This is a genomic window from Mesorhizobium sp. U510 (genome assembly GCF_059180695.1).
This window is the reverse complement of record NZ_CP180532.1, coordinates 2,178,300-2,200,650: the sequence shown is the minus strand read 5'-3', so window position 1 is coordinate 2,200,650 and position 22,351 is coordinate 2,178,300. Positions and strand designations below refer to the sequence as shown.

The following is a 22,351-nucleotide window of genomic DNA, read 5'->3' as shown; positions in this document are numbered from 1 at the left end:
CTCAGAGTCGAGCGACGACGTCCCGCAGCATCTCGACGCCTTTTTCGATCTGCCGGATGCTCAGGGCGGAATAGCCCATGACAAGCCCGACGCGGTCGGCTTCGCCTGCTCCCGACTGCCGATGATAAAGCGGCGAAATCGGGGGCAGACCCAGACCCGCGTATTGGGCAGCTTCGACCAACGCCGTTTCACGCGATCGCGGCAGGTCGTTGAACCATATGACGACGTGCAGTCCAGCCTCTGCCCCCTGGACGGCGATCCGACCTTGAAAACTCCGCTTCAGGGCGGTCAGCAATGCCTCCCGGCGCTCGCCGTTGATGCGGCGCACGCGGCGCACATGGCTTTCATAGCCACCGCTCTCGATCAGAGAGGCCAATGACTCCTGCCCCGCCATCGGAGAATGCCGGTCGGCAAGCTGCTTGGCGGTTTCGAAAACCTGCAGGAATTCCGCTGGGACGACGAGATAACCGATCCGCAGCATCGGCGAGAGCGTCTTGGAGATGGTGCCGAGGTAGATGACGGCCCCATGATCCTCGAGGCTATGCAGCGGGGGAACGGGGCTGATATCGTAGCGATATTCGCTGTCGTAGTCGTCCTCGATGACATAGGCGCCCTGATCCCGCGCCCATTCCAGAAGCTGATGCCGCCGCGGGATCGGCATGACGCCGCCGAGCGGAAACTGATGCGAGGGCGTCACATAGGCCAGCCGGGCCGCGACCCCCGCCAGTTGCTCCGTTTGCATGCCGTGATCGTCAACCTCGACGGGAACGGGCGTGGCACCTGTACTGGCAAAGACCTGGCGCGCCATCCTGTAGCAGGGGTCCTCGATGACGAAGCTGTCCCCGGGGTCGAGCAGCAGGCGCGCGCAGAGATCGAGGCCCTGCTGCGAACCATTGACGATGACGATCTGCTCGGGGTCGCAGCGCACAGTACGGGCGCGCCAGAGATAGCCCTGAAGCGCTTGGCGGAGCCGGCTCGAACCGCACGGATCGTCATAGGCGAGCCGTGCCGGCCGCTGCGCCATCGCCGCGTTCATCGCGCGCTTCCAAACCGATGCGGGGAAATCTGAGGGCGCCAGGACGCCATATCGGAAATCAACCTTCAGCGTGTTCGGCAGGTAATCCGGCCAGCGCGGAGTGCCAAGCAGCCGTTCGCCATAGCTTGACAAGTGAACCGGGCCGAACCGTTTTGGGGGATTGGCGGCCAGCTCATGTCCCAGCAGTGAGGATGCGACACGAGGGCGCGCGCCTTGACGGATGTCGATGAAACCTTCCGCGGCCAGCTGCTCGTAGGCGACGGTGACGGTCGTTCGCGAGACTCCAAGTTCCTCGGCGAGACCACGGGAGGACGGCAGCTGGCTTCCGGTGCCGTAAACGCCTCTGAGGATCTGCTCGCGAAGCGCTTCGTAGATCTGGCGCGCGCCCATGCCATGCGAGCGGGTTGAAGCACCGGGACCTGGAGACTGGACCATTTCTTTTCCTGCCAACTGGACATTCCATATCAACCAGTTTGCAGCCACTCCTTCCGAAAGCCAAGGCACGTCTGAAGCCGATGCCCGAGACCGCAACCCAAGACCGGAAAGTGGCACATCTGCGAACGATGCCAAATTCGGCTTCGCTACCCGCGCGATCCATCACGGCTACGATCCGGCTGGTTTTCCCAATGCCGGTCAACCACGCGTCTTCCTGAGCTCGACCTACGATCGAAAGTGTTGCGGCGATTGAGGCCGCCGCCTTGGCGGCGCAATCCTCGGCGACGCGGAAGCCTCCACACGCTGTACGAAACGGGCTTGCGCTACATCACCGGCGCGGCGCTCTCGACCATGTCCTCCTACCTGGTTCTGCGCGGGCTGAAAAGGACTCTCACGCTTCGCATGGAATGGCACAGCACCACGGCGCTTGCGATCGCGTAGGTGCGCGACGGGCATTCGGCCGTGGGTTAGGTGAGCTCCCCTTCCTCGACTCGCATCCCGATCAGGCGATTGCCCGAAAGGAGATGTCGGGCATCGCCAACGAGGGGGCCGAAGGGTCAAGGCGCGCTAAGACATGATCGTCGCCTCACCAACGCATTTTGCCAAAAGCATCTCAACGACGAATATGCCGGCTTGGCGCGCCGTAGGGCCGCCGCCTTATCCCGCGAGCCGGCGCAGCCCGCTCGCACGTCCCGTCCGCTATGCGTAACACCAGGCTGATGCCGGAGACCATAGGCAGTCACCGAACCGGGTCCGCCGTCGAGAAACGACGAATTGGTGCTGTCTTGAGCCACCGGCAAGCAAATCCATTACTGATCCTCGACTGCCATAGGCGTTATGCATGCTCGCAGCCTGGGCACAGTCATATGAAGATGCTTGGACAGACCGGTGTTTCGGCAACTGTTATCTGTCGTCCAGCTTTTGGCATCAGTTTTGATGGACGCGAGCAGCTTGCGAGGGACGCATCCGAACGCGGCGCTGCTCCCACAACCGTCGCAGTTCTCCTGTGAGAGCCTCGCGCTGGGCCTGATCCAGCGTAATTGTATCGAGGAGATCCGCGAGCACGGCTTCGCCCTCGATTCGCGTCAGCAGATCGAACAAGTCATGTGAAATACGCACACCGTCACGGCTGGAGTGATCCGTTCGGATTTCGCAGATGGTCTCCTGGCGATCCAGCGCCGTGTGAGCGCGGACCTTATACAGGGATACATAAGGCGGCAATGAAACCGCGAGCGCAGTCCAATCCTCCAGCGTTGTGGCCCGTTTTTTGACGAGGAACGGCCCGACCACAAGTCCATCCAACCCTGTCGTCAGGAACGTGGCAATCGAGTCTGCAACTGAATCCACGATCGGCTCGGCATTGTTGTTAAAGGACGTGTTGAGCAGAATTGGGATGCCAGTGCGCTGCTTGAAGGCATTGATGACGTCCCAGTAGGCCGGACTGGCCTTGCGCGATACTGTTTGCAGCCGAGCCGTACCGTCGACGTGCGTGATGGCGCCGAGCAAACCACGCTTGGAGTCGCGCACACGGACCACGAAATTCATGAAGGGAAATTCGCACGCACTGCCTGGGAGGTCGAAAAATTCGCGCGCATCCTCCTCCAGCACTGATGGGGCGAACGGGCGATACCCTTCCCGCTTCTTGACCATAGCGTTGATCCGGTCCTTGTTTGTGGCGGGCCTGGGGTCGGCAAGAATGCTGCGATTTCCGAGCGCGCGCGGCCCGAACTCCGAACGACCTTGCACCCATCCGATCACGGCGCCACCGGCCATCCACTCGGCTGCCCTATCCGCCACCTCCTCAGTGCGTTCAAACTCCAGGTGCCCCGCCCATGCCTTTAGTTCCTCTTCCACAGCATGATCGCTCGCGAGATCCGGCCCCCAATAAACCTCCTGCAATCGCGCACGCGGCGCGGGGCGGCCCAGCTCACCAGACACGATGAGTGCAGCGCCCAATGCGCAGCCAGCGTCGTGCGATGCGGGCTGCACGAAGATGTCTTCGAAAAGGCCTGAATAAAGCAGCTTGCCGTTCATGGAGCAATTGTGCGCAACGCCGCCGGCCAGGCACAACCGCGTCATCCCTGTGGCCTCACGATGATGCCGAAGAATGTGAAACACGATGCGTTCGAGTGCTTCCTGTAGCGACGCACTCACATCTTTGTGCTGCTGAGTGAATGGCATTCCCTTTTGCCGGACCTGAATGGTGCGAAGCAAAGTCGGACCGATGCGGTCCAGGTGGACGCGATACTCGCCGTTTGCAGACAGTTCATAGAACTGCTCGAAAAGCTCGCGATAGGGAACGGGATCGCCGTAGGGGGCAAGCCCCATTACCTTATATTCATCGAACAAGCCGTAGCCGAGATACCGGATCACCTCGAGATAAAATAGCCCAAGGGAATTGTTCTCTGGGAAAGTCGCGAGTTGCGAAATTTCAGCACCAGATCCTACCGCCACAAGACCCGACTGGAAATCACCAGAGCCATCAATCGCGAAAATCAGACTTTGCTCGAAGCCCGACATTGCAAAAGCACTCACGGCGTGCGCCTGATGATGACTTACGAATGAGATACGCGAAGGGTCGAGCTCGCTACCGAACTCCTGCGCCAACAGCTGCTGCACCAAAAGTTTGGCATCCAACGGAATGGAGGCGTCCGGCTCGGAAGCAAGCATGTTTTCGAGCATGGCGTTGCAATAGGCTTCGGTAGCGTAGTACGCCACATGATCGATTTCGCTGAGCTGAACCCCAGCGGCTGAAAGACAGTATTGAACCGAACTGATTGGGAGCTTGTTGGAGTGTTTGATCCGATTGAGGCGCTCCTCTTCTACGGCCGCGATGACCTGTCCGTCTCGGACGAGCACCGCAGCGCCATCGTGCATGAATGTATTCGCAATCTGGAATCGGTTTTCATAGACTTTGTCTAATCCGCCGCTCAATCCTAGACACAGCATCTCGCTCTCCGTTTATCGTACAGGAAGACTGAATTGGCCTGTCTCAAGGCCGTTTGATCAAAAACACAGGCTGCGTTGTCGTTCGCCGCCGCGAACGCCAGTCAGACATCACCAACCTCAAAGAAATTCTCTTACGCCTGGATCAACATGAGATCCTGTGATCGAGGTCCCGGGCGTTCCATAACGTTGAGAGATTTTGAGTGGATGCCACGGAGACCCTGGGTGGCATGCCGATTTCCGCTGGCGATGTCGTTTTTATTTGCAGCACGAAGTCCGTAGCGCATTGTTTATCTCACTCTCTTTCGTCAGCGCATTAGTCGGCGGCGCAACAGCGCCATCGAGAGGAAGAATGGCAACAGCGCGTACAGGCCGAGCACACCGACGTGCAGGGCGATGCCGCTGATCGGGCGATCAAGCATAACCGGACGAATGAGGTCGATCGCATGTGACAGCGGCATGCATCGCGCTATCTGCTGAAAGGCGCCAGGCAGCTGGTTCAATGGGAAAACGGCGCCCGACAGGAACAGCATAGGTGTGAGGACAAGCGTCTGGTAAAACACGAAGTAATCGTAGCTGGGCGAAAGTGCGGTGACGATCATCGCGAGGCTCGCAAATACGCACCCTGTCAGAGCAATGATTGGCAGCGCATAGAGTACGGACGGCCAGGCGGCATAGCCCAAGGTTGCGGTGACGATGGTAATAGCCGTACCGGCCATGAAGGCCTTGGTGGCTGCCCACGCCAGTTCACCCAGAACGATGTCGCCGAGGGTAACGTGCGTATACAGCATGGCTTCCCATGTGCGTTGAGAATGCATGCGAGCGAAAGCCGCGTACAATGTTTCCAGGGTAGATGCGGTCATCGCACTTACCGCGACCATGCCGGCCGCCAAAAAGGCGATATACGACGCACCGTCGACGCGGCCGACCATTATGCCGAGGCCGGTGCCTAGGCCGAAAAGGTAGATCATAGGATCGGCAAGGTTGCCGAGAAGCGACACGAGTGCGACTTTCTTCCATGCCAGATAGTTGCGGCGCCATACCGCAACCCAGTTCCACGCATTGGCCGGCAGCGCCGCCGCAAAACCTTCAATCATCGTTCACTCCTCCATCTCGCGCCCGGTCAGCCGCAAGAAAACATCCTCGAGATTGGCTGGACGCAGAAGAAGACGCAGACCTGCTCGCCCCTGCAGTTGCGTGCGCACCTGGTCAGGGTCTGGCGCATAGCAATAAAGGGTTTCGCCGCTGACCTCGATGCGCTGGGAATGTGGCTTGACCAGCGACAGCAACTCGTGCGGATCGCCGCCATAAATCTCCATGACCTGGCATCCGATATGCTCGTCGATCAGCGCCTGCGGGCCGCCTTCGGCGATGTTGCGGCCCTTTTCGAGCACGCACAGCCGATCGCATAATCGCTCAGCCTCTTCCATGAAATGCGTCGTCAGGATAATCGTCTTGCCGCGTGCCAACAGGGCGCGCAGCCGCTCCCAGATCAGGTGGCGCGCGTGCGGATCGAGGCCGGTGGTCGGCTCGTCCATCACAATGAGCTGGGGGTCGTTGATCAACGCCCGCGCCATTGTCAGGCATCGCTTCATGCCGCCGGATAGTTCCGAGACGCGCGCATCCGCCTTGCGCTCGAGGCGAGCGAACTCGAGAAGCGACGGGATGACCGCTTCGCTCTGACGTGTGCTCATGCCGAAGTAGCGTCCGAACACCAGCAGGTTCTCGCGTACGGTGAATTCCTGGTCAAGATTGTCGAATTGCGGGACCACGCCAATGCCCCTGCGTGCCAGCCGAGCGCGCGCCGGCACCGGGACGCCGAGCACCGTGATCGTGCCCGCGTCAGGGCATGTCATGCCGAGGAGCATACGCGCAATCGTGCTTTTGCCCGCCCCGTTTGGTCCGAGGAGGCCGAAACACTCTCCCGACGCAACGGAGAACGACAGTTCGTCGACAACGATCTTGTTCCCATACGACTTGGTTACGCCGGCAAAATCGACTGCCACGGTCGACAGAGAGTCAGGCACGGAGCTTTTCGCGCTTGTTTGCCCGTGAGACTCCCGTTCGATCGCAGGAGTCTCGAATCGCCGCAAATCCTCTGGGCCCAACTTACGCTTCAACACTTGATGTTTCTGGTCCTGGCTCAAAACTCTTCTACCTGCGATCAAGTAACTATTGCTGTTCGCTGTAAGCGGCGTCAGATCCCACCAGGTTTGGCTTTGGAAGGGCGTCGCCGGTGTCTTGCACATTGGCCGCCGAGCTTCGCGACAACCAATCGCTGTTGCTCAATGTACACAGCGCGTATGCTTTCAAGGGGAGCAAGAGAAAGATGTTGATGAGTGTGTGGAGCGAGAATCCGAGAAATCGAAGTTGGCGCGCACGAAACGCTGCCACGCTGCAGCGAACTATAGTCATGGCTGCAATCATCAGGCATGCCGTCCAAGGCACAGTACCTGTCGTTACGAATTGCGCGAGCCCCGCCAGAATCGACAAAGAGAGCAATAATGGGCCAATATTCTGGCCAATCACGTCCAATGTGAGATAAATATTAAGGCCGCGCAGCAGTTGGAACGCCAGCAACGTGTCACGGAAAGTGCTCCGGGCCCAGCGAAGCTGTTGGCGCAGATAGGGACCCATGCTGTTGGGAACGACTGTTGCCGCGACGGCCTCCGGGACATACTCTGTTCGAAAGCCTGCTTTCAGCATCAGGATCGTAAGGTGGCGGTCCTCGCCGAAGTCGCTCGGCTTCCCTCGAAAGCGCTGCGTCTCGTACTGATCCAGCAGCGAAACAAGCGCGGATCGCCGGTACATGGCACACGGACCGCAGCAACACATGACGGCACCGAACCGAGCCTGCGCTGCCCGCTCTTCGTTGCAGGCGAGCCAGTATTCCATGTCGATCAACCGCGTCAGCCAAGTTTCACTGCGATTGCTAGCCGCCAACTGGCCCATGGCGGCGCCGACCGCTTGATCTTGCATCTTTAGCGCAAGCCTGGTGATGACGTCCGGGGCGAGTATCGTGTCCGAATCTACATTGAGCACCAAATCTCCGCACGAGCGGCGAATGGCGGCAATCTGCGCCTTGCGCTTTCCGACATTCTTTGGGAGCGCAATGAAGTTGAACCTCGGGTCGCCCGCGTATTCCTCGTGTACACCCACGAGGGCATCGCGGTTTGCAGAACCGTCATCAACAACATAGACCTGCAGTTTGCCGGCGTAGTCCTGACTTGCAATGGAAGCCAGGCAGTCCGAGAGGGTGCGAGGCGCCTCGTTGTAGCACGGGATAATGACATCGACGCTCGGCCAAGGCTCACCGCTGGGCGGGTCGCCCAAGGTCGGCGGTACGTTTGTAGGCAGGGTATAAAAGACCTGCGCGGTTTTATAGACAGTCGACAGCAGCGCGTAAGAGCAGATGGCAACAGTACTGGCTGAGGCAAATAGGTTCATGAGATGTCAGATTTTTCAGTGAATTTGAGGGAAGCGGGCGGATAGTAAAACCGCGGCCAATGCTGGAATCAGCTCGATCAACGCCATGGGGGCGGGTCGCGCTGACTGACGTCGTAGCGGGTGTCCTTCATAGCTCTGGACCGTTCCGATCGATCAAAGTGCCGGCCGGCCACTCGCTCATTGAGCGTCCAATTGGGAGCACCAGGACGAGTACGTTGTCGTCGACTCGCGTGGGAGGCAGATCGAGGTACACGTCCGGGTGGGTTGAACGCACGCGAACGCCCGACAAAATGTTCGCCAAGCCTTTGCGGCAGAACCTCGAAACATGGTTCCGGAGCGCGGGCCGCACCGAGCCGAACGCGAATGGAACGCCAAGCTGCTGCAGCACCGGATACATCACGCTGATCGAATGGGCGATTCCCAGCCCCTCAAGATCCGGACGCACCCCGTATAGACCGAGTTCAGCGACAAGCAGATCATCGTCGCCAACTTTGATGTATCGGCGCAGCAGGCCCAAGTGAGCCGCTACCCCGTGCACATCACGGCCGATTACGCGGAGCTCCGGCCTTGCACCGGCCCAACTTCGACCGCCTGCGAATTGCTTCCCATTAAAGGCTCCGGTCGGCTCATAGGTCTTCCGGAAGAACTCAGAGAGTTCGAGGTGTTCGGGAAGCTGCAACTCATTTTCCCAGCATAACCTCCACTGCATGTCAGGGCGCATGCGAAGACTTCCTCTTTTTCGGGTTCTTTTGTGCACCTCACGCGGTAGAGCAATGGCGGTGCATGTCATGGGTCTATGAACGACCCTCCCGGATTGGTAAAATTGATTGTTTAGATCGCGAGCATCCACGCTATGGATGTTAAAACCATGCCTTTCAAAGGCCCTGATCTGAACCTTCTGGTCGTGCTCGATTGGCCCGATAAGCGGCGGCACCGATGGCAGCTGTCGGTGACACAACCTGATTCAAGAGCGGCTGCCAGCGCGTGGCTGCGCCCGTGCCGAAGCAGCGATCAAGTGGAGGATGGCCCGACTGTTAGGCGTCAGCAAACGCGGCGACCGTTGGCGCACGCTGATGATGCATGGCGATCGCGCAGCTCTGGATCGCCGGCGGCAAACAGGTTCCGCGAAGCTCTGGCTCGACAAGTTGCGGCAAGGCGGCATGCCAATGGCGCGATGGTCGCGCTCGCCAACAGGAATCGTCTGGTCAATGCTTTCGAGTGTTGCCAGTCAACCGGACTGTCGGTGAAAGCACCTAGAGAGCGGGAAGGAGGGCGCGCCCGGATGGCGCTACTTCGAACGAATTGCTTGAGGTTTGGCAGCCTGGAACCCCTAGCTTGAGCACCTGAGGGTCAGCTTGACACCACAGAAGCGCACACAGTTTCCAAGTGTTTTATCAGGAAGCGGAAATCGGCTTTCGGAAGAGGGCCAACAGGCAGTCTTCATTGATCGACGCGCCCCGGCACTCGATGCACTCGATCTCGGTCAACGATTCGTTCAGCATGGCGATGGTGGTCTCTGCACCAGCAGCGTGCCCCCAGCGTTGGCAATTGGCGTCACGTGCCGACCCGAAAACCAGCTGCCCGCCTGGCGCAAGCAGACCTACCAGGTTGCGGACTGCCGCGCGGATCTGAACGAGGTCTCCGACGTAGTAAAGAACCTCCGCCACGACGATCAGGTCGAACAGCTCATCACTCGAAAACTGTTGAACATCGGAAATTATCCAGCTGATGTGCGGCGTCTCCTTCATGCGTAAACGTGCTCGCGTAATCGCTGGCTCGACGACATCGATCACAGTGAGCCGCTGGCAAATGGGGGCTAGCCGCTCCGTAAAAGCGCCGGCAGCGCAGCCGACTTCGAGCGCATTTGCGACCCGACCTTGCGCAAGTGACAACCGGAGAATTTGGGTGTGGCGCTCCCGCTCGAACGGGTTGCCATCGAGCCGCCATGGATCGTCTGCGGCCATTTCTCGATTCAGCAGTTCATGATCGATTTTATGGGTCAAATTCGCACCTAGCTAAGGCAGCAATCACCGGCGCTGCAAATGCCGTCAGATGTCGGTAGGGTCGGGACCCGGGCACGCTAATTCTGAGAAGCGGGGGCGTTCGTGAGACCCGATGTCAAAACACGAGTCCGTTTGACGCGCGACATAGACACCGATGAGGAAGAACGTCCCGGCAGCAATTTCCACTGCATTCGGGTCGTTGCATTCTGTTGCTCCTTAGGGCCCAGGTGGTTGGTGCTCAGGCTTTTTCGTCGGGCGTACTGCGGGCCGAGGCACTTGATTTCGGTCACCCTCCTAATAGGGTCGGCAGGATTGGCAAAATTGATTGTTTGGATAACAACCATCCGCGCCCTAAAACATCGAAGGCGGAATTGGCGTGGCTGGGTCCGCGCCTGTGTGGCTGGCCGGCAAACGCATTGCGGCGCGCGGAAATTGCGCACACACACGGCGATTGACACGCTGACGATCCGCGATGGAAGAGGCTCGCGGCATTCAGCAGCCCCATCTTCATCAAATATGGATCCTATCTTGCGCAGGAGATTGTCGATCTCGCGGACGCGATCGAGTTTGTGGAGGAGTGGCCGGAGGGCCGCCGCAGTCTGATCCATGCCGTGGATCGCTGCTTCCGGTTCGGGCGGTGGACAGGTGTAGGTTCGTTCGGCCGCCCACCTCATCTTGTGCCGCGTATGCCGTCTGCTCGGTCGCGCTGTTGGGCAGGGCACGACCGATGAAGGCAGAATATCACCAGCCTGCGCCGGATGCGGCTGACCATGGTGGAGAACGACAAGCGTGCAACCGCGGAACCGCTACCTGGTGTAAAGATACCTCGTTGTCCGCCCGAACCAGGAACACGAACGCTTGAAAGAGCAGATTACGCTTTCGCCCATGCAAGGGGAGGAAGGCGTCATGCTCTTCACTGGGATCGTCGATTCCGCGCAGCCGCGACCGCTCACATCGAACCACACTCGCCAGCCTGCTACGACGCCAGCACGCTGATGATGAGACTATGGTGACTGGGGTTCACCGCCTCAGCATGGCCGCAATGCCATGACGGACAAAGGGAAGATGTTGGCCGAGGCGCAGCCCGACATGCCTTGCAAGCCGTGCCGCCGGATGCTCGCTTGAGTAGAGTCCGACGAGGATATTCGTAGCGTGATAGAGCGGCGCCGCCGACAGGCGCAGTCGGCTTTCATATCTGTGGAGCATGTCGGGGTCGGCAATGTCGCGACGGTCGCGCCATGCGGTCTCTATACCGCGGGCGAGCTGCTTCTGGCCGCCAAGGCCGATGTTGAAGCCATGCGCGGTCACCGGGTGCATGCCAATGGCAGCGTCGCCGATCAATGCGGCGCTCGGCGCCCGGAACCTGTGCGCCCAGGTCGTGGCCAACGGATAGATATAACGTTGGCTTGCCAGGCTCATGTTGCCGAGGCGCCCTCGACAGCGCTTTGTCAACTCCCTCAGGAACAACTCGTCGTCGAGGGCAAGCAGTCCGTCGGCCTCGTTTGAGGGCAAAGTCAAAAGCAGCGACGACACGCCTGGCGCGAGGGGCAACATCGCCACCGTCTGATGGTGATCGAACCATTCGATCGCGATCTGGCGGTGGGGGCGCTCGTGCCTCACCCGGCAAATCAGCATCGAGTTGCCAAGCCGATTGATATCGGCGCCAATGCCGAGCAGATTGCGGGTGGCGGAAAAACGCGAATCGGCTGCAACGAGAAGCCGAGCGCTCAGCTGCCTGCCATTGGAGAGCGTTATCACTGCTCCTTGACGGCTGTTTGTTGCACGCACGACCGAGTGGCCGCACAGCAGCCGGGCATGGCCCCGCAAGCGGATGATCTTGAACAGGGCATCGCGGATCTGGCAATTCGGGACCAGAACGCCCAGTGGTTCCGCGGATCCGCCGGGGGAATCGAAACACAACGCAAACGGGCTCGATCCGTTGAGGACGCGTGCGCCTTGAAGCGGTGACTTGTCCGAAGCGGAGATAACATCCCAGGCGCCGAGCTCGCGAAGGATTCCAATCGAGGCGTGGGTGAGCGCGATCTCGCGACCGTCGAAAGCCGGACTTGCCAGTCTTTCCAGGGACTGCCCTTCGACAACCGCCAGTTTGAGCTGGCTATAGGCAAGCGATGCGGCGAAGGAAAGTCCGACCGGCCCGGCGCCCACGACAATAATGTCGAAGCTGTCGTCACAGCCGGCCATCAGCGTGGCGCCAGCGCGTCGGTTCTCTTCGTGAGATGTTGGGGGAGTCGAGCCGCAGGTCGTGCATCGATTGCGCTGTGATCTATTGCCCGCATCGCCTCAAGCGCGGTTCTCACGTCGGTTCCTGGCTGGTGAAGCGTCATTTGCCTGCTGTATGATCTGGATTGTCAAGATGATGGGAGCGACGACCAGGCTGTCGGTCAGCCCATGCGTTTTCCCGTGAAGGACTGGGCGATCAAACCACGCCGACAAGGGCGTGGCCTTGATCTGGGTCAGTCGAGGCCCAACCGGCGTCAGATGACATCGATCCAATCCAGTCATGTGCCAGCTGATCCCATGACGACGCCATGGCACCAGCCAGCCCAAGGAAGAACCAGGCGTCTGATCTGGGGAAGGCTGTTTTAAGGACTTTTGCGAGATCAGCGAATAACCGGCTCGCCATGAAAGCGCCGGCGCGAGGGCGGGGAGACGCCGAAGCCGACTTCCATCATCAGCCGTGGCGTGCGCGAAGGCACGGTGCCCATATGGAAGCCGAACGGATCCTCGACAAAGCCGAGGCCGGCTTCGCCGGTCAGCGTGACGGGGCTGTCATCGCCATAGACCTTGAGAACCTCCTGCGCCGGATGGCCGACAAGCAGCGTCAGCTGATGCTTGATGGCGCGGCGGTTATGACTGCCACGGACATAGACATGCGGGCCGGTGCCTTCGTCGACGGGCGTCAGATAGAAGAAGAATTTCAGCATCCGCCAGTCATCGAGATCGAAATGATACTTGCCGAGCGAGGCACGGTTCTTGTCGGCGTCGGAAGCCTCGCTGGTCGGGAAGCTCCACCACACGCGTGTGGTGATCAGTTTCGCCTGAGCGCCCAGATAATGCGCGGCGATGTCGAGCAGCAGCGGGTCGTTCTGGATGGCGACCGCTGCCTTGCAGCCGAGGATGTGTTCGAAAAAGTGGCCGCTGAGCAGCGAGCGGCCGAAACGCGTCTCGGCCTCGGCATGGTCCTCAGCCATGAATTCGAGACGGCGATCGAAATTGCCGAAACAAGGCGTGTAGCGGGCGAAGGCTGCGATCTCCTCATGGATGGAAGTCGGCAGGACGAGCCCGCAAAACAGCCCGTCCGACCGCAGCGCCTCGAGAACGTCCTGGCGATCGACGCCGGCAAACATGGTATCGTGGGCTTTTTGCGACACGCGAACCGGCTTTGCCCCACGCCAGTGCATCCGGCGCGCCGGCATGGTGCGGGCGAGCACGAACATGGGCAGCCATGCCGGGTTCTCGCGAATGTCCGACAGATAGGTCGGAATGCGCACGGCGATGCGGCGCAGCACGCCGCCGTTTCGCGCGATGGCCTCGAGACTGGTGGCGCCGGATTTGTCAGGGCTCGAAAGGGTCATGAAGGTCCTCAGCTATGAATGCAATATGATATCGACGAAGCATCTCTTTTCACTGCCTCGCCGCTGGTCCAAGCCCGATTCCCGCAACGGAAGGACGTGTAGGCGCGCGTCGGTTTTTGCGCAACGCACAATAGCCTTGCGCGTGGCAAATGCTGTTCGGATCGCCGTGCGCATCAGCCAATATCCAGCGGCAGGCAAACGAGGCGGCGGCACTTAAAAAGAGCCGCCGCCCGGCTTGGCAGCTATTGGCGGACGAACAGCGGCTGGACGCTCGCCCATTGATCGGCGGTGCGGAAGCCGCGGCGTTTCGTGTAGCTTTCGACCGGGAATTTCATCCAGTTGGGCAGCCAGTTGTCGATTTTCTCGCGGCCGTTCTCGCCCGCGAGGCAATCGCGGATGATCTTCTTTTGCGTCTTGACCTTCTCGGCGACATTGCCGTCGGCGACATGCTTGCCGGCGAGGTCGGCCAGCATCGAGTTGGCGATCTCCCTGTCGCGCAGCAGGTCGAAGAAGGCGTCGTCCGCTTGCCACCACGCGCCCATGTCGATGCTGAGATGGTTGCCGAGGGCCTCGACGACGGCTGCCGGCTTCGAGCGTCTCGGCCATGACAAGGCTGAGAACGCGCATGACGTCATCGTCGCAAAGTGCGAGCAAACGGGCGAAGACGGCGGCAAGCGCAAAGGCGTCGCCATTGCCGCCGGCTATCGCACCCTCCTCGTCGGCCTGCCCAAGCAGCGCCAGCACCGCGCGCCGTTTTTCGGCGAATGCGGCTTCGGCCTTGCAGGCTGCGATGCTTGCCGCCACCGCTTCATTGGCGGTGCGCTGCGGCTCGCGGCGAACCTGCCACAGGCCCGAACCCGCGATGGCATGCGCCACCATCAGGCGCAGCGCGACACAAGGATGGTCGAGCATGGCGGTACGCACGGCACCGTGGCGGTGCAGATCGACATAGTTCTGCATCGGCCCGGTGAGTTCCGGCAGCGACGGCCTGGCGGGGATTTCGTCGAGCGCGCCGCGATGCGAGACTGAGATGAAGACCTTGCCGCCCTTCTTCCTCGGCGTCTTCTCATAGTCCCATGACTGGAAATGCTGCCCCGGTTCGAGCACGGCCACCTCGGGCCAGCCGGCTTCCAGATAGGCATCGCGTCTGGCGGCAATGGCCTCGTTCTGCTTTTGCCAGAACAGGTCGGCATCGGCGAAATAGCTGTCCTCGCCGAACAGGTCGCAGACGATCAGGCCCGGATAATCCTCGATGGCAAACAGCGCCACCTTGGTGGAAATCGACTGACCGCCGAACAGCCATTGCTTCAACTGGTGGCCGCGTGGCGCGTATTGTTCGGGGTCGGCATAAAGCGCCAGCCAATCCTTCTGCTGCGCCTTGGAGGCCATGGTCAGATGGCGCGCCGTCTCGGCGTCGATGTCCTCGCGCCGATAGGCCTCGCGGATCTTGGGCAGAAGATCGCCGAGCGCCAGAATGCGTTTGACCAGAAGCTCGGTGATGCCGAAGGTGGCGGCGATATCTGGAATGGTGCGGCCTTCCCTTATCAGCCGCGAAAACGTCTCCCACTGCGACACCTCGTCGGGATCGAGCCGGGCGAAGTTTTCGATCAGCGAGGCCTCGAGCGCGTCGGCGTCGTCGCCGTCTTCCATGATGGCGCAGGGCAAGGCATTGCCCTCGCCGCGCTCGTCGGCGAGCGACTTCGCGGCGAAATAGCGGCGCCGGCCGGCGACGATCTCGAAGCTTTCCGGCGTGCCGTTGGGCCGCACCAGAAGCGGCACCAGGACGCCGCGCGCGCGAACCGACGGCAGGATGTCCGACACGTCGGGCGCGCGTTTGGAATGGCGCATGTTGAGCGCGGAAATGTTGAGCTTATCAAGCGGAATGTGGGCAAGTTGCATGGTTTGTCTCCTTCGTTTCAGGGGTGGGATTTCCCCGCCGCAGAGGCTGCAAGCCGGCGCGGCGGGACGGTTTTCGCGCCTAGCGGCGCGTCTGTTCCGCCGTATCGGGCGGAAGCTTGGAATGGGCGTTGCCAAGGGCCTCTGCCGCCTGTCGCAGCAGCCGCACGGCTTCGGTGATGTGGCCGGCGCTGCACGCTGCCTGGGCGTAGACGGAGAGCGGAAAGCGCGGCTTGAAGCAGAGGTCGCGCTCGATGCCGAGGCCAAGCCGCCCCTTGACGCTTGCAAGCTCGGCAAGACTGACGCTGCCGAGTTCGGGGAAGCCGATGCCGAGGTCGCAAAGGCCGAAAAGGGTGTCGCCGTCGGCGTCGAGTTCGGTGAGAAGCCAGGTTGCTGGCCCGGTCGGATCGAACAGTTTGACCACCGGGACATGGTCGGTTTCGGTGTCGGTTGCGCCATTGGCGAGCAGCCGGGCGCAAAGCTCGTCGGTGATCAGGATCATGGGAAAACTCCTCTCAAAACAGGTCGCGTTGATTTCTGGGGGCGTCATCGAACAGCCCGATATCGAGCGGCTTTTGCGCCGCGCGCGGTCGCGTCGGCCAAAAGGGCGAGGCGGTCGCGCGTGGTGAGCGGCCGGACACCGGGAATGAGCGTCTGCTCGCCTTGCGGCGTCGGTTCGGGGGTGTGGCGATCGCGCGCGCTCATGCCGCGATCTCGTCTTGCTGCGCGCCTTCGGCCTCGGCGTTGAAGCCGAGAAGAAAATCGGCGGCCTTGGAGGCAAGGCTGGCGGCGCGGAAGATGGCGCGATTGTCCTCGCGCAGCACCTTCAGCCATGTGCCGATATAGTCGGCATGGCGCACGGTCGGCTCGATGCCGAGCGTCGAGCAGACAAAGGCTGCGGTGATTTCGGCAACCAGTTCCTCGCGCGCATAGGTCTTGGAACCGAAGGCGCCGGAGAGGTCGCGCGCCAGCCGCGCCGGGTGGCCGGTCCAGTGGCCAAGCTCGTGGAAGCAGGTGCGGTAATAGTCGATCTGCTGAAAGAACGCCGGCTGCGGCGGCACCTGAATGGTGTCACTGCCCGGCATGTAGAAAGCGCGATCGCCGCCGATGCGGAAATCCGCGCCGCTTGCTCGAATAAGTGCCTCGGCCTGCGGGACGATCTGGCGTTCGGGCAGCGGTTCGGCGTTGCCATAAAGGTGCTTGGGCAGGCCGTCGCACTGCGCGACGTTGAAGACGGTGAAGCGCTTCAGGAAAGGGACCGCCTGCGGTTCGTCGCCATCGGCCTTGGCGCGCTCCTGCTCGCCCTTTGGGACAAAGCGGTCGGCATGCACGATTGTGGTGCCGCGCTCGCCCTTCCTGACATTGCCGCCAAGGGCAAGCGCCTGCCGGAAGGTCAGCCAGTTCTGGCCGGGATAGCTGCGCTCGATGACGGCGCCCCACAGGATGAGGATGTTGATGCCGGAATAGCGGCGCCCGGTGGCCGCGTTGCTGGGCAGGCCGAGGTCGGACTTTGCGCTGCCCCATGGCTTGACCCATGGCACGGTGCCGCGCTCCAGTTCGGCAATGATGCGGTCCGTGATTTCCTGATAAAGGCTGGCGCCCGAGCGCCCGCCCCTGCCCGCGCCAGCCTCTCGGCTGCCGGAACGCTGGTGTTTTGCACGCATCGTCTGGTCCTCCGCTCTTCAATCCCGCGCCTTTCCCCGGAAGCGGGGTGGGCGGCGAGACGCGACCGGAAAGGCTCGCCGTCGGAGGCGGCCCGCATCCGAAGGACCGGAACGAAGAGGAGGACCCGAAGCGAAGCGAAGGGTTGCGGGATGCCGCGGCGGGCCTAGAAGGGAGTGCCGCCCACCCCGCGCCGCCGGGAACGGCCAACGGACAAACCGCGCCGGCCGACAGGGCGGCGACCGTCAGCAGCCGACAGGCTGCCCGCGCCAGGGGGCGAAGCCGGATGGCCGAGACCGCCTGAGCCTGGCGAAGAAAAAGCGGGCTCGGTTCACGAGCACCCGGCACGCGCCGTCAGGCGCGCGGGCGCGTCAGATTTCGGCGCCGTGCGGACATCGGTTTGGTGTTTCGGTCGAACTCGTTCAATCAGAACGAGGTCTTGATGCCGACCATCACCGTCGCCGCGGCAAAATCGCCGCCGATCCAGTCGTCTTGGCCGCCAGTCTCTTTGCCGGTCGCAATGTCATAGGTGTTGTAGTCGCCGCGAGCGGTGAACACCTTTTCGTAGGAACCGGAGACGAAGAAGCTGGTCCGCTCGTTGTACTGGTAGCCGACGCTGCCGCCGACCATCAGAACCGGCGCCGATTCGAAATCATCCTCGAAGCGCAGGTCACGCATCCAGTGATGATCGGTAGCGCCGGCCGAGAAGGTCGTGCCGCCCTTCAGCGCAAAGCCGAAGTTCCAGCGATCCTGGACATAGGTCGCATCGATGCCGGCGAAGGCGACCGGCAATTTCTGCTGGTAGCTGATGGCCTTTGCGTCTCCTGGGAAGTCGCCAACCGAATCCCGGAAGCCGGCAACGCTGTAGACATAGGAGCCGCCATAGGCAGTCCACTTGACCGAGGTGTACTTGAAACCACCGTTGACGTTGATCAGCAGCTGGTCGCTGAACTGGAAATCGTGGCCGAGCGCGACGGTTGCCGAATAGAAGTAATCAAGATCGGTGTCGGAATGGCGCGAACGGTTGCTCCAGTCGTTCCAGCCATCATTGGTCGAGAATGGCGGGATCCAGTCATAGTCTTCCATGTAGCTGTTGCCGCTGAAGGCGATCTGGCCGGAAAGCTTGGCGGTCCAGCCGGCCTCGCTGCGCGCCGTCATCTCGGCTGAAATGACCGCAGAGGTGCTTTCCCAGATAAGGTGGCTCAGCTTCGAGCCGCTGCCGGGAGCCTGATAGACCAGCTCGTTGGCCTCGATGTCGATGACGCCGACGCCGCCAACGAAAGAGAAATTGGGATTGTAGGGCGCCGGTTCGCTCGCCACCGCGTCGCTGGCCATCGCCGGCCAGGCAGCGAGCAACGCTGCCGCTCCACCAAAGACTTTCGCGTACAACTTCATAGGACTACCCTCATGGGAATGATCCGCCATTTGGTTATACGCAGCGTAACCGGGTGCACGTCACGTGCGGTCGTCTATGCAGCGCCCCTGTAGGTTGGCAAAATCGCCGCCCTCGGCTCTGTTCCTCAACACTCAAGGAAACGTCGTTGGCGTGACCCGATTGACGGCGGTTTTTGCCGATGCGTTCCGGGCAGCCGGCGTGACGGGAACCCCTGCATTATCCGAGGCACACATTTGCGATGACGATGCTGGTACGATTGCAGCGGCAGGCAGCGACCACGCCGGACCTCAATCCGCTGAGATCGTGCAGGTTGCTTTGAGCAGCCCATAGCAAACTCTCTAGTCTAGATAATCCGAAAGAGCCGAGGGCCGAGTTCCTCGAACCCGTTGCGCAGGTAGAAATCGAGCGTGCGCTTCCATTTTGGTTGCCTGGGCGCTGCAAGCTCAAGTCGCTTCCAACCACGCGCACGGCCTTCCCGCGAGGCGACCTCAAGCAGTTGAGGGGCAATCCCTTTGGAGCGCTTTTCGGGTCGAACATACAGCTCCGAAATATAGCCGAACTTGCCTCCTGCATAGATCGCCGTGCATTCATTCAGCACCATGATGCCGACCGGCTCGTCATCTGCACTTGCGATCACTGCGACCACGCCAGCGTCGGCAAGCATTATCTGCGCGCTTTGTCTCACGTCGTCGGGCGCGGGCGCTTTCCCGCCAGTGAGTTCATCGAGCAGCGCGTGAATAAAACGGACGACTGTCCCTGCGTCCGTTGCGTTGGCGCGGCGCGTAGATATGGAAGGCATATTTTCTCCTGCTAGTGGTCAAAATCCCTCAAGCTGCTATCCGCGCAGATCCGACTCACTCTTTTAAGTAACTCGGACGAGTGAACAGCATTTTTCATAAAAAATATGATAAAAGAATGCGAAATATATATTACAGGCATGCAGTGTTCCGGATGACTTTAGCTCAATTGCGCAGATAGAGGAGCTTCTTACAGAAAATCAACCGGTCACATCGCAACTGCACGGTGAACCCCCTTGCCGAGGTAAGATGAATTTGCAGGTCTGAGCCTGGACAAACGATACAGCCTGAGATGCCCGTGCGGCCAGAACGCTCGGACAATGCAGTCGAGCAAAGAGGACATCCGTGACGGGCGGCGAGAGCGCTCGACGGTCGCCACACTCATTCGGCGCCAGCCGGAACAGCCGAGCCGACCGGTGCGCAGAGGCTGGTCGCCGCGCCGATCAAGTCGGACACGTCAGCCTCGGTCGTCGCGAAAGAGGTGACGAACCTCACGATCCCGGTCTGCCAGCGATCATGGTAGAAGCGGAATCCCATGTCGAGCAGCCCCCGGATCAGGGACATGGGAAGTCGGCAGAACAGGATGTTGGCCTCGGGACGCTGCTGGATTTTCACGCCTGGCACCAGGGCCAACCCCCGCGCGAGCGCCGATGCCATCGAATTGGCATGGGTCGCGTTGCGAAGCCAGACACCTTCCCTCAGATAACCGTCCATTTGCGCCGCCATGAAGCGCATCTTGGAACTCAACTGGCCGGCACGCTTTCGGCGAAAGGCTATCGTGCTCGCGAGATCTCCGCGGAACGAGACGACTGCATCGACGCCAAACGTTCCATTCTTGGTGGCGCCAAATGACACAAGGTCGACGCCGGCCTTCCACGTCATCTCGGCTGGCGAGCAGCGCAGAGTGACGAGGGCGTTGGCGAAGCGAGCACCGTCCATGTGGAGCGCCAGGTTCGCTGACCGGCAGATATGTCCGATCGCCCTGATTTCGTCGAGCGCGTAGACCGATCCCATCTCGGTCGCCTGCGTGATGCTGACGCTGGAGGGCTGGACCGAGTGGATATCGCCCACCATGCGCGTTGCATTGGCCGCCAAGGCGTCGATGTCGATTTTGCCAGCCTCGCCTGGAAGCTGCACCAACTTCGCACCGGCGGTGTAGAACTCCGGCGCGCCGCACTCGTCCCGGTTGATGTGTGCGTCGGCGTGCGAGAGGATGCTGCCCCATGGCGGCGTAATCGCCGCGAGCGCCAGCGCGTTTGCCGCCGACCCCGTCGAAACGAGGAACACGTCGACCGCATGCTCGAACACCTCGGCGAGCTGGCGCTCGACGGTATGCGTCAGCTCATCGTTGCCGTAGGGAAGCGCCTGACCCGACGCGCACGCGGTGATGGCTGCGATCACCTCGGGGGAGACGCCGGCGATGTTGTCGCTGGTGAAGTCGCGGGGGCGGGTCTGCTTGCTTTCGTTCATGGTCTGACGCTCGTTTCATCCATTGAGCGTCCAAGCTAGACGGTTCGCCGCGCGCTTTATTGAACGATATTCAAACCGAGAGGTAACGCGCCGGCGTCACCCCCAGCACCGCCTTGAAGTGCCGGGTCAGGTGGCTCTGGTCCGCGAACCCTACCGCGACGGCGACCTCGGCGACCTGCTGACCTCGCCTCAGCAGCCGTCGCGCCTCGTCGATGCGGACCTGGATGAGGTAGCGGGTGGGGGGCAACCCGAAATGCGCCTTGAAGCCATCGATCAAGGTCGCCTTGGAGCATCCGGCGAGGGCGGCCAGGGCGGCGAGCTGCAGGACTTCGTCGGAGTGGGCATGGATGAAGTCACGGACGTCGCGGAACCTCGGCGGTACAAATTTTCGCTCAGCAACGCGCGACCCGCCGGCCTCTGCGAAGACGTGGGGCAGGAAACGGATCAGATACTCCTCGATCTCCAGTGCCGAGCTATGCCCATGTTCAAGCAGGCGCCAAAACGCGCTGAGGCCGTGTGCAACTGGGGCATTCTCCTGGAACGGGCTTCTGAAGTCGATCGTTCCGGGTTCGTTTTGGCCGCTGTCCTCAAGGACTTGCCGGACAAGGCCATCGGGCATGTAGAAGATCTTCTGGCTCCAGCCAAGATCGTCACCAGCACCCCCGAAATGCGGTTCGCCGGGCGCGAAGGTCGCGACGGTGCCGCTACCGGCGTGCCAAACCTCACCTCGGCACCAGACATCATGGACGCCCCGCTCGATCAGCCCGATCAGATACTCGTTGTGGACATGCTTGGAGAAATCCTGCCGGTGATAGTCCGCCGCCAGGTAATCGAGCCCGCCAAGGACATCGGAGTGCTTCATCACCGCACGATTGCGCGGCGGCCGCCCCGGGGGTTCAGAACGGCCACGCGCCTTTTCGTCGCATTCTACGGCGGTATCGGCCACTTGATGATCAATCCAGGTCGGTCGTCACAACGATATCGTGCTCTCGTAGCGAATTTCAAACCGAAGCAGGATTAATTGCCGCCCGAAGAGGGGCCTGCTGCAGGGCGGGCAGCGGATTGGCGGGATTAATCGTGTTTCAAGCTTGGGATGTGGACCCGAGCGACGCGTGGCCGTGTGGCCGATATCAAGAAGAAGACCAAGCGCTATCCCCTCCGATCTGACGCATGAGGAATGGTCGCGGATAAACCGTTCCTGCCGGGCGCGGCCAAGACCGGGCGGCGCGTGGTGACGGACCTGCGCGAGGTCTTGAACGCGATCCGCTACATGGCCCGATCAGATGGCGGCTGGCGCATGCTGCCAAAGGATTTCCCGCCCATATCGGTCGCGGTCGAGACGCCTTACGGACATGCCCACGAACTGCGCCAACTGGCTGGAACGTTCCCCGGCCTGACGGCGAAGCAGCAGGCGCCGATCAAAGCGCTGAACGCAGAATACGCCAAAACTCGAAGCCGAGTACGAGCATGCCAACGAACTGCCGGCCGATGTTGACGAACGGCTACCAGGGGCGGCTACGGCTGCACTCATTGTCGGATCTTCGACGAAGTCGGACATGAGACACAGCGCTATCGGAGTGACCGCATTGTTCTGCAACGATTTTCTCATTTGGCACGACACATGCGGGGGCTATCCCGCATGAGCGCTCCGTCAATCTCGATTGATG

20 protein-coding genes are annotated in these 22,351 nt (G+C 61.1%); 2 read left to right on the top strand and 18 right to left on the bottom strand.

What is annotated here, in order from left to right:
• Position 1: 1 nt before the first annotated feature.
• A complete protein-coding gene (gene pdxR / locus ACLGL5_RS12490) occupies positions 2-1,471 on the bottom strand; it encodes a MocR-like pyridoxine biosynthesis transcription factor PdxR (RefSeq protein ID WP_069091163.1) in 1,470 nt (489 codons plus the stop codon).
• Positions 1,472-1,789: 318 nt separating this feature from the next.
• Between pdxR and ACLGL5_RS12485 the strand changes: the two genes are divergently transcribed.
• Positions 1,790-1,912, top strand: coding sequence for a PLP-dependent transferase (locus ACLGL5_RS12485; RefSeq protein ID WP_245307051.1), 123 nt, complete (start codon positions 1,790-1,792; stop codon positions 1,910-1,912).
• Positions 1,913-2,170: 258 nt separating this feature from the next.
• Here ACLGL5_RS12485 and ACLGL5_RS12480 read toward each other — a convergent pair whose 3' ends face one another.
• The 17 genes from ACLGL5_RS12480 to ACLGL5_RS12400 all read right to left on the bottom strand — a co-directional run bounded on the left by ACLGL5_RS12480 (position 2,171) and on the right by ACLGL5_RS12400 (position 21,630).
• Positions 2,171-2,281 (bottom strand): nodulation protein NodZ, encoded by a 111-nt coding sequence (locus tag ACLGL5_RS12480; RefSeq protein ID WP_083246576.1) that lies wholly within the window; start codon positions 2,279-2,281, stop codon positions 2,171-2,173.
• A 117-nt stretch (positions 2,282-2,398) separates the two neighbouring features.
• A complete protein-coding gene (locus tag ACLGL5_RS12475; protein WP_069091162.1) occupies positions 2,399-4,420 on the bottom strand; it encodes a carbamoyltransferase family protein in 2,022 nt (673 codons plus the stop codon).
• 305 nt (positions 4,421-4,725) lie between these two features.
• Positions 4,726-5,514, bottom strand: a complete 789-nt coding sequence (locus ACLGL5_RS12470) for an ABC transporter permease (RefSeq protein ID WP_010913823.1) — start codon at positions 5,512-5,514, stop codon at positions 4,726-4,728.
• 3 nt (positions 5,515-5,517) lie between these two features.
• Positions 5,518-6,540, bottom strand: a complete 1,023-nt coding sequence (gene nodI / locus ACLGL5_RS12465) for a nodulation factor ABC transporter ATP-binding protein NodI (protein WP_006328887.1) — start codon at positions 6,538-6,540, stop codon at positions 5,518-5,520.
• 49 nt (positions 6,541-6,589) lie between these two features.
• Positions 6,590-7,864 (bottom strand): chitooligosaccharide synthase NodC, encoded by a 1,275-nt coding sequence (gene nodC / locus ACLGL5_RS12460; protein WP_069091161.1) that lies wholly within the window; start codon positions 7,862-7,864, stop codon positions 6,590-6,592.
• Positions 7,865-7,991: 127 nt separating this feature from the next.
• Entirely contained in the window at positions 7,992-8,585 is a 594-nt protein-coding gene (locus ACLGL5_RS12455) for a NodA family N-acyltransferase (protein ID WP_069091160.1), read from the bottom strand.
• 673 nt (positions 8,586-9,258) lie between these two features.
• Positions 9,259-9,867, bottom strand: a complete 609-nt coding sequence (nodS, locus tag ACLGL5_RS12450) for a nodulation methyltransferase NodS (protein WP_083246575.1) — start codon at positions 9,865-9,867, stop codon at positions 9,259-9,261.
• A gap of 1,020 nt (positions 9,868-10,887) precedes the next feature.
• Positions 10,888-12,069, bottom strand: a complete 1,182-nt coding sequence (gene ubiM / locus ACLGL5_RS12445; protein WP_069091158.1) for a 5-demethoxyubiquinol-8 5-hydroxylase UbiM — start codon at positions 12,067-12,069, stop codon at positions 10,888-10,890.
• 419 nt (positions 12,070-12,488) lie between these two features.
• Positions 12,489-13,463 (bottom strand): hypothetical protein, encoded by a 975-nt coding sequence (locus ACLGL5_RS12440; RefSeq protein ID WP_069091157.1) that lies wholly within the window; start codon positions 13,461-13,463, stop codon positions 12,489-12,491.
• Between the two features lie 213 nt (positions 13,464-13,676).
• Positions 13,677-15,362, bottom strand: coding sequence for a ParB/RepB/Spo0J family partition protein (locus tag ACLGL5_RS12435; protein ID WP_245307049.1), 1,686 nt, complete (start codon positions 15,360-15,362; stop codon positions 13,677-13,679).
• A 79-nt stretch (positions 15,363-15,441) separates the two neighbouring features.
• Positions 15,442-15,861, bottom strand: coding sequence for a DUF2958 domain-containing protein (locus tag ACLGL5_RS12430; RefSeq protein WP_069091156.1), 420 nt, complete (start codon positions 15,859-15,861; stop codon positions 15,442-15,444).
• A 44-nt stretch (positions 15,862-15,905) separates the two neighbouring features.
• A complete protein-coding gene (locus tag ACLGL5_RS12425) occupies positions 15,906-16,064 on the bottom strand; it encodes a hypothetical protein (RefSeq protein ID WP_171903255.1) in 159 nt (52 codons plus the stop codon).
• Positions 16,061-17,023, bottom strand: a complete 963-nt coding sequence (locus ACLGL5_RS12420) for an ArdC family protein (protein ID WP_069091155.1) — start codon at positions 17,021-17,023, stop codon at positions 16,061-16,063. The genes ACLGL5_RS12425 and ACLGL5_RS12420 overlap by 4 nt, the downstream gene beginning before the upstream one ends.
• A 424-nt stretch (positions 17,024-17,447) precedes the next feature.
• Positions 17,448-18,416, bottom strand: a complete 969-nt coding sequence (locus tag ACLGL5_RS12415; protein ID WP_069091153.1) for an omptin family outer membrane protease — start codon at positions 18,414-18,416, stop codon at positions 17,448-17,450.
• A 344-nt stretch (positions 18,417-18,760) separates the two neighbouring features.
• On the bottom strand, positions 18,761-19,216 hold the full coding sequence (locus tag ACLGL5_RS12410; protein WP_069091152.1) for a GNAT family N-acetyltransferase: 456 nt from the start codon (positions 19,214-19,216) through the stop codon (positions 18,761-18,763).
• Between the two features lie 379 nt (positions 19,217-19,595).
• Positions 19,596-20,684 carry a threonine aldolase family protein gene (locus ACLGL5_RS12405; protein ID WP_069091151.1) on the bottom strand — a complete coding sequence of 363 codons (1,089 nt, stop codon included), beginning with the start codon at positions 20,682-20,684 and terminating at the stop codon, positions 19,596-19,598.
• A 70-nt stretch (positions 20,685-20,754) separates the two neighbouring features.
• Positions 20,755-21,630 carry an AraC family transcriptional regulator gene (locus ACLGL5_RS12400; protein ID WP_069091150.1) on the bottom strand — a complete coding sequence of 292 codons (876 nt, stop codon included), beginning with the start codon at positions 21,628-21,630 and terminating at the stop codon, positions 20,755-20,757.
• Positions 21,631-21,861: 231 nt separating this feature from the next.
• Here ACLGL5_RS12400 and ACLGL5_RS12395 point away from each other — a divergent pair, with 231 nt between their 5' ends.
• Positions 21,862-22,179, top strand: coding sequence for a transposase (locus ACLGL5_RS12395; protein WP_069091149.1), 318 nt, complete (start codon positions 21,862-21,864; stop codon positions 22,177-22,179).
• The last annotated feature ends 172 nt before the right edge of the window (positions 22,180-22,351 follow it).

Coding starts and splice junctions, on each gene's coding strand:
- pdxR (WP_069091163.1), bottom strand. CDS start 1,471: ATGGTCCAGTCTCCAGGTCCCGGTGCTTCAACCCGCTCGCATGGCATG.
- ACLGL5_RS12480 (WP_083246576.1), bottom strand. CDS start 2,281: ATGGATTTGCTTGCCGGTGGCTCAAGACAGCACCAATTCGTCGTTTCT.
- ACLGL5_RS12475 (WP_069091162.1), bottom strand. CDS start 4,420: ATGCTGTGTCTAGGATTGAGCGGCGGATTAGACAAAGTCTATGAAAAC.
- ACLGL5_RS12470 (WP_010913823.1), bottom strand. CDS start 5,514: ATGATTGAAGGTTTTGCGGCGGCGCTGCCGGCCAATGCGTGGAACTGG.
- nodC (WP_069091161.1), bottom strand. CDS start 7,864: ATGAACCTATTTGCCTCAGCCAGTACTGTTGCCATCTGCTCTTACGCG.
- ACLGL5_RS12455 (WP_069091160.1), bottom strand. CDS start 8,585: ATGCGCCCTGACATGCAGTGGAGGTTATGCTGGGAAAATGAGTTGCAG.
- ubiM (WP_069091158.1), bottom strand. CDS start 12,069: ATGGCCGGCTGTGACGACAGCTTCGACATTATTGTCGTGGGCGCCGGG.
- ACLGL5_RS12440 (WP_069091157.1), bottom strand. CDS start 13,463: ATGACCCTTTCGAGCCCTGACAAATCCGGCGCCACCAGTCTCGAGGCC.
- ACLGL5_RS12435 (WP_245307049.1), bottom strand. CDS start 15,362: ATGCAACTTGCCCACATTCCGCTTGATAAGCTCAACATTTCCGCGCTC.
- ACLGL5_RS12430 (WP_069091156.1), bottom strand. CDS start 15,861: ATGATCCTGATCACCGACGAGCTTTGCGCCCGGCTGCTCGCCAATGGC.
- ACLGL5_RS12425 (WP_171903255.1), bottom strand. CDS start 16,064: ATGAGCGCGCGCGATCGCCACACCCCCGAACCGACGCCGCAAGGCGAG.
- ACLGL5_RS12420 (WP_069091155.1), bottom strand. CDS start 17,023: ATGCGTGCAAAACACCAGCGTTCCGGCAGCCGAGAGGCTGGCGCGGGC.
- ACLGL5_RS12415 (WP_069091153.1), bottom strand. CDS start 18,416: ATGAAGTTGTACGCGAAAGTCTTTGGTGGAGCGGCAGCGTTGCTCGCT.
- ACLGL5_RS12410 (WP_069091152.1), bottom strand. CDS start 19,216: ATGCCTTCCATATCTACGCGCCGCGCCAACGCAACGGACGCAGGGACA.
- ACLGL5_RS12405 (WP_069091151.1), bottom strand. CDS start 20,684: ATGAACGAAAGCAAGCAGACCCGCCCCCGCGACTTCACCAGCGACAAC.
- ACLGL5_RS12395 (WP_069091149.1), top strand. CDS start 21,862: ATGGTCGCGGATAAACCGTTCCTGCCGGGCGCGGCCAAGACCGGGCGG.